Here is a 12,384-nt window from a genome sequence, read left to right on the forward strand (position 1 = left end):
AGCACCAGCGACACCGTGGCCTGGCTGACGCCGGCCATTCTGGCGATGTCCTGCTGGGTGAGCCGCTTGGCCATGAGCACCTGCCAATTCGAATTGGCAAGAATTCTGCGACGTCGGTGTGCGTGTCGTCAACCCAGTAATAATTCGAATTAGCATCTTGACGGGCGCGGTGCGGGGGAGCGAGGGTGCTCGGCCAAGGAGGTAGGCCCGTGAACTCTTTCAGTCGTCGCAGCCTGATCGCCGGTGCCACCGCGGCCGGTCTGCTCGCCGCCCTGCCCGGCCGTGCGCTCGCCCTGCCCGCGCCCCCACCCGCCGGCCCGCTCGACCGCCGCCTGTTCGCACCCGAGGAGCAGCGGTTCGCGCCGTACCTGCTGGCGGTCTCGCCGATGGTGGCGGACATGACGAGCGGTGGTTTCTTCGCCGGTGGCTGGTGGCGCAGCCCGGCCGCGACCTACAACGCCCGCGTCCAGGAGCACGTCTACACGCTGGCCTGGTTCGCCACGCAGTCCCGCCCCTGGAACCCGTACCGGGGCAACGCCGCCCTGCTCGCCGCGCTCGACGCAGGGCTCGGCCACTACCTCGGCCTGCAGCACGCCGACGGGTCGTGGCCGGAGTACTCGCGCGACCAGCACTCGCTGGCGGCCACCGGGTTCGCCATGGGGTACCTGAGCAAGACGAACGCCCTGCTGCGCCGCGCGGGCGTGCTACCCGCCCGGCAGGCCCAGCTCTCGGCCGCGCTGAAGCGGGCGATGACGTGGTTCCTGAACCCGGCCAACGACACGGTGTGGCAGCCGAGGCTGACGTGGGCCAACCAGACCACCTCGGGCCTCGCGGGGGCCGCGCTCGCGTTGAGGCACGACCCCGACCCGGCGCTCGCGCACCAGCTGACCGCGGCCTTCGCCCGGCTGGCCGCCACCGGCCAGAGCCCCGCCGGCTTCTTCTACGAGGAGTCCGGCGCCGACACCAACTACAACTTCGAGGTAATGCTGCCGGAGCTGGCCGACGCGTGGCGGCAGTCCGGTGACGCGAACCTCGTGACGATGGCCCGCCGGTACACCGACTGGCTCGGTTACAACCTGCTGCGCGAGCCCGACGGCTCCGGCTGGTTCGCCAACGTCGCGCCGAACTCCCGCACCACCTCCCGGTTCTAGGCCGACGTGCGCCCCGACCCGGAACGCACCGCGCTCAACAACCAGTTCGTGGCCTCGGTCCCGGACCTGGCCGCGTTCGTGTCCAGCCGCGAGGACCTGGCCGCGGCACGGGCGGCGTGGGCAGCGGACCCGGCGCCGGCGCCCACGTTGACCAAGCCCGACACCTCTCCACGCATCCTGGCTCACGCCATATATGGAGAGCGCTACCCCACGCGGGCCTCGCGCACGGCGGCGGTCGCGCGGCTGCCGTACCAGCGCGCGCACTTCACCGAGGTCCGCAGCGACCAGGGACAGGACTTCCTGTTCGTCCGCCGGCCGAAGTTCTACCTAGGCGGCTACTTCGGGACGCGGCGGGCGACCCGGTTGGCGCGCACCGGTCTCACGTTCCTCTGGCACCCGGTGGCGGGGACCGTCGTCCAGTCGATGAACAACAACGACCACGCGTGCTGGGCCACCGTGCTGCCGGGGCAGCGGCCGGATTCCGATGGCGCGCAACAGGTCGAGCTCCTGGGCGGAGAGCCGTACCGGTTCCGGTACCGGTCCGCCGAGGTGGTCACGGAGGTGACCGTCGGTGACCGGATCGTCAGGACCGTGCACGCGTCCGGTCCGGCGACCGAGCAAATTCCTTTGGTGGTAAAGGACTCGGACGACGTGGCACTCGACGCCCGCGGGCTGACGCTGACCCGCGGCCGGGTGCGGCTGCGCTTCGATTGGGGCCAACCGCTCGTGCCGGCGCTGCGGACCGCCTCCTCGATCAGCTACCCCGGCCGGCGGATGCGGATCCTGACCGTCCCGCACGACGGTGACCTGACGGTGACAGTGTCCACTTAGGACATACGGTTTCACTCTTATGCAGCAACGGTTACGCGCATGTTAACGCAGCTCGCGGGGTAATCAGTGATCCCAAACCCCGGTCCCCCCGCCACCGGCGATTGCCCGGACGCGTGCGGCCCCGTTCGGTCGTGAGGAGTGGTTGTGATGGCACACGTGCGTCGGTTGGTCGACGTTCACACTGGTGACGAATTCGATCAGCCCGTTCCTTTCGGCTTGGTCTACCCGATCTGCACGGCGGACGGCTCCGCACCGCCGAGCCAGCGCGGCCGGACGTGGCACGACCTGGTGGCGAGCGACCGGGACCTGCGTCCCGCGTCGTGAAGACGTGTCGTCGCCACGTCCGGTCCCGAACTCGCGGCGATCTTGCTGATCGGTGGTGAACGAGGCGCGTCCCCTGCGCGGGACGCGCCTTTGTCGTTCGTGCGGCACCGTCACCGGACCGGGTGAAGTGCTGGTTTGAGGGCGTGGAAGCCGGGTACTCCCGCCGGGCGCGTCAAGCAGTCGGCGCGGAACACAGGCTGTGAAGGCGGCGATCACCGTGCAGCTCGACGATGCTGTTAGCGCGGCACTGAGTCATCTCCGAACCGGGTCCGCCGGGCAGGTCAGCGAGGACCTCCGCGATGCGGTGGCCCTGGCCGGCGCTGTGCCACCGGAGGTGGTCGCTTGTGTGGAAGCCGCCGGTGAGCACGTCGCTTACGGCGAGCTGATGGAGGCGCGGACGCTGCTGACGGTGGCCCAACGGCTGCTGGCGCAGTTCCGGCACCAGCCCACGGCCGCACAGCAGGCCCAGGTGCTGCTGCCGAGCCAGGCCAGTCCACCGACCACGCCGATCCGGGTGTGAAGGACGGTCGTCCCGGGTATCTCGAACGGGCGTTCGAGTGAAAGGGGACGACCGTGAACCGCAGTCCGGAGAAGGACCCGCAGGACTGGACCACCGGTGACGAGCCGATGACCGGGCCGCAGGAGTCCTACCTGCACACCCTCGCCCAGGAAGCGGGCGAGGAGGTGCCGGGCGAGCTCACCAAGGTCGAGGCGTCGCAGCTGATCGACCGGTTGCAGGAGAAGACCGGCCGGGGCAGCTGAACGCCGTCCCGGCCCGCTACCAGTTCAGCAGGTCAGGCGTGCGTCCGCCCAGTCGGCGTGGTCGAAGTTGCGGCCGTCGCCGCCGTCGGTGACCCGCAGGTCGAGCATCCGGACCCCGGTCGTGTCCACGGACACCGGCCGGGCCGGGTCGCCGCCGCGCACCACGCCGCTGTCGTGCAGCAGGCGGCCGTCGCCGTAGACCTGGAAGTTGACCGAACCGGGTGACGTGGTCTCGTCGTCGAGGCCGACCGAGGCGTCGAACGCCCGGCAGCCGCGGCCCAGGTACAACGTCACGTCGGCCGGCGCGTGCGTGCCCAGGCCCTTGGCGTAGGTGACGCCCGCGATCTGCAACGGCCGGCCGTCGCCCGCCGAGGTCTCACCGTTGGAGCGGTCGCGTTCGACCGGGCCCCAGCCGTTGGACTCGCTCACGAACGGCAGGTCGCTCACGAATGGAGTCCCGCTCGGCGCCGGTGGCGGCACGAACGCGCGCACGGCCTGTTCGACGTGCACGGTCTGATGCGCGCGGAACTCGGCGTACACCGGCACGTCCGTGAACCCGACCGGGCCGCCCGCCCGGACGTCCCACCGGCCGGTGATCGACTCGCCCGCCCGCAGCGTCGCGCGGGTCACCGGCGCGCCGGTCACCGTCCAGCCCGCGGGTGGCGCGACCGTCAGCACCACGTCGGACACGTCGGCGGTGCTGGTGAACGTGCCGGAGACGCTGAACGACGTGCCCTGGGCGACGTCCACCTCGGTGGGCGTGATGCTCAGCGTCGTCGCCGGGACCTGAGGAACGGCCTGGTCACAGGTCTGCAGGCCGGGCCGGTAGGGGCAGGCGACCGCGGCGAACCCGCCGTTGCGCCCCACCGCCACCGACAACGTCCGCGCCGTTGGCAGCACCTGCCGGTCCCGCGTCACGTCACCGCGTTCCGCCGGGTCGCGGACCGTCTCGACCAGCCACTGCCCGCCGCCGAGGAACCCCAGCGGCACGTCGACCGTGCGGGCGTCGGCCGAGATCGCGCCGAGGAACCAGCGGGTGCCGTTGCGCCGGGCCACCACGGCGTGCGTGTCCGGGTCGCCGCTCACCAGCCGGGTCTCGTCCCATGTCGTCGGCACCTGGTTCAGGAACCGCAACGCCTGCGGGTGCCGTTCGTAGGCCTCCGGCTTGTCGGCGAAGTGCGTCCAGCCGGACTCGTAGACCACCGGCAGCGCCACCTCGTGCGCGACCGAGGCCTCGCGCGTGCCGACCTCCAGCGAGACCGGCGTGTAGTCCATCGAGCCGACGACGTTGCGGGTGAAGAACTGCACCGGGTTGTTGGCTGCCGGCGGGTAGTTCTCGGCGCCGCGCACTCCTTCCATGGTCATGATGTGCGGCCACGTCCGTGCGAGGCCGTGCGGGATCGTCGAGCCGTGGAAGTTCACCATCAGCTTCAGGGACGCGGTCTTCGCGAGCACCGCGTCGTACCACTGGTACCGGGCCTGGGAGTCGGACTCCATGAAGTCGATCTTCACGCCCTTCACGCCCCACCGCTGGAACCGGGGGAGCAGGGTGTCGCGTTCCTCCGCGGTGTCGAGGTCGCTCCAGTGCAGCCACAGCAGGATCTCCACACCGCGGGCGCGGGCGTACCTGACCAGCTCCGGCACCCACGCCGAGCTCCAGCCCTCGTCGATGAGCGCGTAGGGCCAGCCGGTGCGGGCGGCGAAGTCGACGTACTGCTTCTGGCGCTCGAACGAGCGCGGGCTGTCGTGCTCGCTCAGCCACGACCACGCGACCTTGCCCGGCCGGATCCACGAGGTGTCGGCGAGCTTCGACGGCGAGGCGAGGTCGTCGACGAGCGTGGAGGTGGAGACGGTCCCGAGGTCACCGATGATCGCCGTGCGCCACGGGGTCTTCGTCAGTGTCACCTGCGGATCGGCCAGCGCGACCTCGTAGTCACCGGTGGTGTGCCGCAGCCGGCTGCCGGAGTGCCGGCCGTCCACGTCGGACTCGGTGAGCAGCACGTGCTGGTCGCCCACGCGGAACAGCGACGGGTGGCCGAACTCGCCGTTCGCAGCGCCCGCCGTCGTCCGCACGCGGTTCGCCTCGTACCAGGCGTTGTAGGGCAGCAGCCAGGCCGGCGCGTCGGCGGGCAGCCGGAACGCGGAGGCCTCCCCGGTCACGGTCATCGCGGCGGGCAGCACGTACCGGTAGGCCACGCCGTCCGGTGCGACCCGCACGACCACGTCGAACCGCGCGGCGCCGTCGAAGGTCAGCGTCGTCTCGGTCATGGTCGCGGACCGCTGCCGCTGCTTGCCCGTCGTCATCGAGTACCGCTCGGTGACGACCCGGTCCCTGCGGCTCACGACCCGCAGGCCGGTGGTGAGGTCGGCGGTCGTGGTGCGCAGGCCGATCGGTGCCGCCGCCAGCACGGTCTGCCCGGCTCGGGACACGCTCAACGTGGGCACGCCGCCGGCCAGCTCGACCGTGGCGACCAGCGGCGACGGGCCCGTTATCCGCCATCGGCCGGGTGCGGCGGTGGCGGGGGCGGGCAGGAGCAGCAGCAGGGTCGTGAGCGCGGCCAACAGCCTTGACATCGTTGTCAGCTCCCCGGAGTCCGGCGGTGAGAACGTTCTCACCCTGGCGTGTCCCGGGAGCGGTGGTCAACGGTGCACATGATCTCGGGCAGGACAGAAATCTGTCCTGCCCGAGGTCTTGCGCCGGTGGGGGAGCGGGGTCAGCCGCGTGCGACCACGCGCACGGTCTCCAGCTTCGAGTCGGCCGGGTCCGGCAGCTCCATGCCCGTCGCGAGGCCGCTGCGCACGTAGTCCAGCACCGCATCGGTGATCACCTCACCGGGCAGCACCGCGGGTGCCCCCGGCGGGTACGGCGTGATCATCTCGGCGGCGACCCTGCCCGCCGCCCGTTCCGCCGGCACCTGCTCGACCTCGGCGAAGAACGCGTCGCGCGGCAGCATCGCCATCTCCAGCTGCAGCTCGTCCGGCGAGGGCAGGTCCACCGGCTTGGGCGAGGGCAGCCCGGCCGCCGTCAACGCCCGCAACGCCTCGACGAGCACGTCGGCGGTCCGCTGGTCGTCGGCGTGGGTGAACTGGGCGACGATCCGCCGGTGGTCCGACAGCCCGACCGTGACGCGCTGCTCCGCGCGCAGCCAGTCGGCGGCCTGGTAGCCGCTGATGTGCAGCCCGGACAGGTCGATGACCATCTTCAACGGGTCGAACGAGTGCGTGCGGTGGGTGAAGTCCATGACCTCCAGGCCGGGCAGCGTGGAGATCTCGGCCCGCGTCCGCTCGGCCAGCGCCAGCGCGGCGGTGATCAGGTGCTCGCCCTGCTCGACCATGTGCCGGCGCCAGCCGTCCAGCGTGGCGTAGACGAGCGAGGTGGGGCTGGTCGTGCCGAGCAGGTCCTCGCGGGCCTTGAGCACCGCCGGGTCGACGAGGTCGCCCTGCTGGTGGAACACGGAGCTCTGCTCCACGGCGGCACCGGACTTGTGCACGCTCGTCACGACGACGTCGGCGCCCGCGTCCATGCCCCACTGCGGCAGGCCGCCGTGGAACGGCAGGTGCGCGCCCCAGGCCTCGTCCACGATCAGCGGCTTGCCGAACGAGTGGCACACCTCGGCGATCGCCGCGATGTCACCGCACGTGCCGTAGTCGGTGGGTGTCACCAGCAGCATGCCCTTGGCCTCGGGCTCGGCCTCGAACAACGCGCGCACCTCCTCGGGACCCGGCGGGTGCGACATGTGCAGGTCGGCGTCCCAGCGCGGGCTGAGCCACACCGGGCGGACGCCGCTGAGGATCAGGCCGGACACCACGGACTTGTGCGCGTGCCGCGGCACGATCAGCTTCTCGTGCGGCCCCGCCACCGACAGCATGGCGCTCTTGACCGACAGCGAGCTGCCGCACGTGGAGAAGAAAGCCTGCTCGGCGTTGACCGCGTCCGCCATCAGCTCCTGCGCGTGCTCGATGACGCCGTTGGTCATCAACCGGTCGTCCAGTCCGTTCAAGGCGAGCACGTCGGCCCTGAACACCTCCTCGCCCAGCACGTCGAGCACGCGCGGGTCGACGCCGCGGCCCTGGCGGTGGCCGGGCGGGGTGAACGGCACGTAGCCGCGGGAGCGGAAGTCCTGCAGTGCTTCGAGCACTGGCGCCTTGCTGTGGTCCATGCACGGGGAGTAGCCCGTTCGGGCGCACCTCGAACCTCACGCCCGCAGCAGCGGCCCGACGAGCTCGCGGATGTGGTGCGACGGTTCGAGCCCCAGCTCGGCGCGCAGCCGGGCGCGGTAGCTCTCGTACTGGCGCACGGCCTGCGCCGGGTTGCCGTCGGCCAGGTGCAGCTCGACCAGCGTGCGGTGCGCGCTCTCCCGCAACGGGTCGGCCTGTACCGCCGCGAGCGCGGCCTGGTGGGCGTGGTGGTGGTCGCCCGAGGCGCGGAACCGGTCGCTGAGCGCCTCCAGCGCCCGCAGCCGCGCCTGCCGCCACCAGTCCCGTTCGGTCTGCACCCACGGCTGCCACCAGCCCGGCAGCAGGTCGGCCGTGAGCAGCGCCAGCGCCTCGGGACGGGCACCGGGCGTGGCGGCGAACGCGTAGGCCTGGCGGAAGTCGACCGAGACCTCGCGGCCCAGCGCCAGCGCGTCCTCGGTGACCACGACCAGTGGAGTCGACGGCTTGACCAGCCGCCACAGCGACGACCGCAGGCAGGCACCGGCCCGCCGCTCGGTCGCGCCGGGCCACAGCAGTGCCGCGGCGACCGGGCGCGGCACCGGTGTGTCCCTCAGCGCGAGCAGGGCGAGCAGTCTGCGCGCGCCGGGTACGACGTGGACGGACGTGTGGTCGCAGTCCAACCGAAAACCGCCGAGCAGTTGGATGTGCAACTGCGCCATGTGAGTCACCTGCCGTGCCGCCGACATCAGGAGTCGCCGAGTGCCCGGAGGCCGCCGCCTCACACATCCCTGTGCGAAATTGCTCCGTCCTGACCAGCCGCCGTGACGCGGCCGTGTCGTGCGCGTGGTGGTGTCGCACCGTGCGGGTCACACCGGCTTCCTAACTTCGCCGTGCAGTCCTCAACCACACGGGAGGCACGATGTTCCTGCACACCAGCAGGTTGCAGTTCGAGGCGAAGCCGGACCGCCCGGACGCCCACTACGCCCGCAAGCTCCAGGAGCTGATCGGCGGCGCGTTCGGCGAGATGACCGTCACGATGCAGTACCTGTTCCAAGGCTGGAACTGCCGGATGGAGGGCAAGTACAAGGACCTGATCATGGACGTGGCCACCGAGGAGATCGGTCACGTCGAGATGCTCGCCACGATGGTCGCGCGGTTGCTGGAGAACGCGCCGTCCGAGGTGACCGCGCAGGCGGTCGCCGACGACCCGGTCGTGGCCGCGGTGATCGGCGGCATGGACCCGCAGCAGGCCATCGTGAGCGGTGGCGGGCCCACGTTGTCCGACAGCAACGGGGTGCCGTGGAACGGCCGCTACATCGTCGCGAGCGGCAACCTCATGGCCGACTTCCGCGCCAACGTCGCCGCCGAGGCACAGGGCCGGCTGCAGACCGCGCGGCTCTACAACATGACCGACGACACCGGCGTGCGCGACATGCTGAAGTTCAACCTCGCCCGCGACACCGCCCACCAGAACATGTGGCTCGCCGCGATCGAGGAGCTGCAGGAGGACGGCCTGGAGGGCCCGATCTCGCCGAGCGCGCTGTTCGACGAGGAGCACGCCGAGCACGCGGCCACGATCTGGCACAACTCCGACGGGCCCGCGGGCGCCGAGGGCGGCTGGGCGTCGGGCACCACGCCGGACGGCGCGCACGAGTTCTCCTACGTGATGAACCCGGAACCGCTGGGCGGCAAGGCTTCCGCGCCGATGCCGGACCCGTTGCTGTACGCCACCAGCCCGGCGAACCTCGGGCTGATCGAGAAGGCCATCCGCAAGCTCACGTGAGGAGGGTCTTCTGATGGTCGGCATCACGGTGCCAGCTCGCGTCCGCTCGGCGGCCGTCGTCATGGGGCCCGCGTTCGTCGTCGCGGTCGCCTACGTCGACCCCGGCAACTTCGCGACGAACATGGCGGGCGGCGCGACGCACGGGTTCCTGTTGTTGTGGGTGATCGTCAGCGCGAGCCTGCTCGCGATGTTCGTCCAGTACCAGTCCGCGAAGCTGGGCATCGTGACCGGCCGCAACCTGCCGGAGCTGTGCCGCGAGCACTACCCGCGGCCGGTGACCCGGCTGCTGTGGGTGCAGGCGGAGCTGGTGGCCATGGCCACCGACCTGGCCGAGTTCGTCGGCGCGGCGGTGGCGCTGAACCTGCTGTTCGGCGTCCCGCTGCTGCCGGCCGCCCTGATCACCGCCGTGGTGTCGTTCGGCATCCTCGCGCTGGCACCGCTGCGGCGGCGCCGGTTCGAGTCGGTGATCATCGGGCTGCTGGCGGTCGTGCTCGGCGGCTTCCTCTACCAGACCCTGCAGCTGGGGCCCCTGACCGGCGCGGCGGCCGGTCTGGTGCCGGGGTTCGCAGGGGTCGACAGCGTGCTGCTCGCGACCGGGATGCTCGGCGCGACCGTCATGCCGCACGTGATCTACCTGCACTCGGCGCTGACCCAGCGCCACCACGGGTCCGGTGACCTCAGCGGCGTGCTGCGGGCCAGCCGCGCCGACATCGTGGTCGCGCTCGGCATCGCGGCCGTGGTCAACGTGAGCATGCTCGTCGTGGCCGCCGGTGCGTTCCACCGGACCGGCGCGCCGCGGGAGTCGTTGCAGGACATGCACTCCGGGCTCGGGCAGCTGCTCGGTCCCGGTGCGGCGCTGGCGTTCGCCCTGGCGTTGCTGGCCTCCGGGCTGGCGGCGTCCAGCGTGGGCACCTACTCCGGCCAGGTCGTGATGGAGGGGTTCCTGCGCAGGCGCATTCCGCTGTGGCTGCGGCGTGCGATCACGATGACGCCCGCGCTGGCCGTGCTGGCGCTGGGCGTCGACCCGACGAAGGCGTTGGTGCTGAGCCAGGTCGTGCTGTCGTTCGGCATCCCGTTCGCCCTCGTCCCGATGGTCCTGCTGGCCCGCCGCCGCGACGTGATGGGCGCGGCGGCCAACCGGCGCCGGACCACCTTCACCGGTGCGGCGGCGGCCGGGGTCATCTCGGCGTTGAACCTGTTCCTACTCGTGCGGACGGTGGTCGGCTGATGCTCGCGGCAGTGGTGCTCGGACTCGGTATCGGCGGTTTCCTCGACGGCATAGTGATCCACCAGCTGCTCGGCTGGCACCACATGCTGTCGGGCTGGTACCCGGCCTCGGACATGCGGCTCATGATGGTCGGCGACGGGCTGTTCCACCTGCTGTGCCTGGTGCTCGTGCTCGTCGGGGTGGCGCTGCTCAACCGGCGGGCGCCGCTGCCGGACCGGGTGCTGCTGGGCGGGATCCTCGCGGGCTGGGGCGCGTTCAACCTGGTCGAGGGCGTGATCGACCACCAGGTGCTCGGCATCCACCACGTCCGGCCCGGTCCCGGCCAGCTCGGCTACGACCTGGCGTTCCTCGCCTCCGGCGCGGCGCTGCTGGCAATCGGGCTCGTGTTTGCGCGGCGGTCGAACCGGTTAGCCGTAGGCCGTGACTCCTGAGCCTGCGCGGATCGACCCGCCGACCGCCCCCGTGACGACCCAGACGACCTCGCGGTCGAGCCTGCTCGCGAGCTTCTCCGACTACGCGGAGGCCCAGCGGCTGGTCGACCGGATGTCCGACGACGGGTTCCCGGTCGAGCACGTGCGGATCATCGGTGACGGCGTGCGCACCGTCGAGCAGGTGACCGGCCGGATGACCCGTGCCCGCGCGGCGGTGTCCGGCGCGGCCGGTGGCGCCTGGTTCGGTGTGCTGATCGGGTTGTTGTTCGGGCTGTTCACGTCCGGTGTGGCGTGGGCGTGGATGTTGCTGCTGAGCCTCGTGATCGGCGCGTTCTGGGGTGCGGTGTTCGGGTTCGCCGCGCACTGGACCACCCGCGGCAAGCGGGACTTCTCCAGCGTGATGACGCTGGAGGCGCAGCGCTACGACGTGCTGGTCGACGGTGCGCACGCGAGCAGGGCGGGCAAGTACGTGCTCTGACGCTCGACATCGGACGGGTGAAGCCGCCGCCGCCCGCACGAGGTGCGGGCGGCGGCTTCCGCATGTGCGGGCGAAAGTCGTTTCGTGTTCGCGGGAACGGCTTGCCACACTCACGCCGTGACGTACTTGGGAGAGGGCTGGGACAGCACGGCGACGCTCGTGGGTGGACGGTGGGTGGAGCGGCGGCCGAAGCGGGCGGAGGTCGAGGCGCTGCTGCGGCGCGAGGCGGCGGTGCTGCCGTGGCTCGCGCCGTTGCTGCCGTTGCCCGTCCCGGTGCCGCGGCTGGTGTCGGCGGACCCGTTCGTGGCGCGGCACGAGCTGGTGCCCGGCGGCGAGCTGACGACGCTGAACGCGGTGCAGGGCAAGCAACTGGGGGAGTTCCTGCTGGCGCTGCACGCGGTCCCGGCGGCCGACGCGGTCGCCCACGGCGTGGGGCCCGCGCCGGTGCCGCTGGACCGGTTCCGCGCGGAGGTGCTGCCCCTCGTGCCCGACCAGGCCGACCTGCTCGACGCCATCGAGGCGGCGCCGGCGGACACGCTGGTGCACGGCGACCTCGGGCCGGAACACGTGCTGGGCCGCGACGGCGTGCTGACCGGCGTGATCGACTTCGGTGACGTGCACGTCGGTGACGCGGCGATCGACCTCGCGTGGGCACTGCACTCCACGCCGCCGGAGTTCGCCGACGCGGTCGCCGCGACCTACGGCGTGACGGACGGGCTGCGCGAGCGATCGTTGCTGTGGCACCGGATCGGGCCGTGGTACGAGGTCCTGCACGGCAACGACAACGGCAAGCCGGAGATCGCGGCGGAAGGGCTCGCGGGAGTGCGAAAGCGGAGTAGCTGGTTCTGAAATCGGGTACCCCCGGTGCACAAGACACCGGGAGGAAACATGCCTTGGGTTCAGCGGCACCGACGTCGCACGCCGTACAGCTGGTTCCGCAGCACCACGGTGCGCAGCCACTACCGCAGGCGCCCGCTCAACGCGTGGCTGCCGCTCGTGGTCGTGATCGCGTTCATCGTGCTGCTCATCGCAATCTTCTGACGGTACAGTCGAGGCATGGGTCAGTTGGGTGAGTTGTTCCCCGGTCGCAAGCTGCGCAGCGAGGCGACCGACTCGGGCACCGGCGAGGACTTCGAGGAGACCGGTCCCCTCGACCTCACCAAGGGCGTCGTGCAGCTGAGGCCGCGGCCCAAGCCACAGCAGCCGACGCCCGAGAGCGACGACTGATCACCGGTACT

Annotated in this window: 14 protein-coding genes; 11 read left to right on the forward strand and 3 right to left on the reverse strand. The window is 71.4% G+C overall.

Annotated features, from left to right (window positions below; genetic code table 11):
* Window positions 1–209 precede the first annotated feature (209 nt).
* The 4 genes from ADL03_RS48865 (at window position 210) to ADL03_RS30865 (ending at window position 3,068) form a co-directional block, all read left to right on the forward strand.
* The gene (locus ADL03_RS48865) at window positions 210–1,151 is read left to right on the forward strand and encodes a hypothetical protein (RefSeq protein WP_197288785.1); all 942 of its coding nucleotides are present in this window, start codon (window positions 210–212) and stop codon (window positions 1,149–1,151) included.
* A gap of 6 nt (window positions 1,152–1,157) precedes the next feature.
* Window positions 1,158–1,982: a hypothetical protein gene (locus ADL03_RS48870; protein ID WP_197288786.1), complete on the forward strand. Its 825-nt coding sequence runs from the start codon at window positions 1,158–1,160 to the stop codon at window positions 1,980–1,982.
* 523 nt (window positions 1,983–2,505) lie between these two features.
* Window positions 2,506–2,826 carry a hypothetical protein gene (locus ADL03_RS30860; RefSeq protein ID WP_053737106.1) on the forward strand — a complete coding sequence of 107 codons (321 nt, stop codon included), beginning with the start codon at window positions 2,506–2,508 and terminating at the stop codon, window positions 2,824–2,826.
* A 53-nt stretch (window positions 2,827–2,879) separates the two neighbouring features.
* The gene (locus ADL03_RS30865) at window positions 2,880–3,068 is read left to right on the forward strand and encodes a DUF3072 domain-containing protein (protein ID WP_053737107.1); all 189 of its coding nucleotides are present in this window, start codon (window positions 2,880–2,882) and stop codon (window positions 3,066–3,068) included.
* 24 nt (window positions 3,069–3,092) lie between these two features.
* Here the strand turns inward: ADL03_RS30865 and ADL03_RS30870 are convergent, their stop codons facing one another.
* The 3 genes from ADL03_RS30870 to ADL03_RS30880 form a co-directional block, all read right to left on the reverse strand.
* Window positions 3,093–5,642, reverse strand: coding sequence for a glycoside hydrolase family 97 catalytic domain-containing protein (locus ADL03_RS30870; protein WP_053737108.1), 2,550 nt, complete (start codon window positions 5,640–5,642; stop codon window positions 3,093–3,095).
* Between the two features lie 140 nt (window positions 5,643–5,782).
* Entirely contained in the window at window positions 5,783–7,228 is a 1,446-nt protein-coding gene (locus ADL03_RS30875; RefSeq protein ID WP_053737109.1) for an aminotransferase class I/II-fold pyridoxal phosphate-dependent enzyme, read from the reverse strand.
* Window positions 7,229–7,264: 36 nt separating this feature from the next.
* Window positions 7,265–7,945: a BTAD domain-containing putative transcriptional regulator gene (locus ADL03_RS30880; RefSeq protein ID WP_053737110.1), complete on the reverse strand. Its 681-nt coding sequence runs from the start codon at window positions 7,943–7,945 to the stop codon at window positions 7,265–7,267.
* A gap of 200 nt (window positions 7,946–8,145) precedes the next feature.
* Between ADL03_RS30880 and ADL03_RS30885 the strand changes: the two genes are divergently transcribed.
* The 7 genes from ADL03_RS30885 to ADL03_RS48880 all read left to right on the forward strand — a co-directional run bounded on the left by ADL03_RS30885 (window position 8,146) and on the right by ADL03_RS48880 (window position 12,373).
* Complete coding sequence (locus tag ADL03_RS30885; protein WP_053737111.1) at window positions 8,146–9,009, forward strand: manganese catalase family protein; 864 nt, start codon at window positions 8,146–8,148, stop codon at window positions 9,007–9,009.
* A 13-nt stretch (window positions 9,010–9,022) separates the two neighbouring features.
* Complete coding sequence (locus tag ADL03_RS30890; protein ID WP_053737112.1) at window positions 9,023–10,237, forward strand: Nramp family divalent metal transporter; 1,215 nt, start codon at window positions 9,023–9,025, stop codon at window positions 10,235–10,237.
* A complete protein-coding gene (locus ADL03_RS30895; protein ID WP_053737113.1) occupies window positions 10,237–10,668 on the forward strand; it encodes a DUF2243 domain-containing protein in 432 nt (143 codons plus the stop codon). The genes ADL03_RS30890 and ADL03_RS30895 overlap by 1 nt, the downstream gene beginning before the upstream one ends.
* On the forward strand, window positions 10,658–11,146 hold the full coding sequence (locus ADL03_RS30900; protein ID WP_231642503.1) for a general stress protein: 489 nt from the start codon (window positions 10,658–10,660) through the stop codon (window positions 11,144–11,146). Before ADL03_RS30895 ends, ADL03_RS30900 begins: the two co-directional genes overlap by 11 nt.
* Window positions 11,147–11,263: 117 nt before the next feature.
* Window positions 11,264–11,995, forward strand: a complete 732-nt coding sequence (locus ADL03_RS30905) for a phosphotransferase (protein ID WP_053737114.1) — start codon at window positions 11,264–11,266, stop codon at window positions 11,993–11,995.
* A gap of 39 nt (window positions 11,996–12,034) precedes the next feature.
* Window positions 12,035–12,187, forward strand: a complete 153-nt coding sequence (locus tag ADL03_RS48875) for a hypothetical protein (RefSeq protein ID WP_197288787.1) — start codon at window positions 12,035–12,037, stop codon at window positions 12,185–12,187.
* A gap of 15 nt (window positions 12,188–12,202) precedes the next feature.
* Window positions 12,203–12,373, forward strand: coding sequence for a hypothetical protein (locus tag ADL03_RS48880; protein ID WP_197288788.1), 171 nt, complete (start codon window positions 12,203–12,205; stop codon window positions 12,371–12,373).
* The last annotated feature ends 11 nt before the right edge of the window (window positions 12,374–12,384 follow it).

The sequence above is a fragment of the Nocardia sp. NRRL S-836 genome (genome assembly GCF_001279525.1).
Lineage (GTDB): Bacteria > Actinomycetota > Actinomycetes > Mycobacteriales > Pseudonocardiaceae > Lentzea.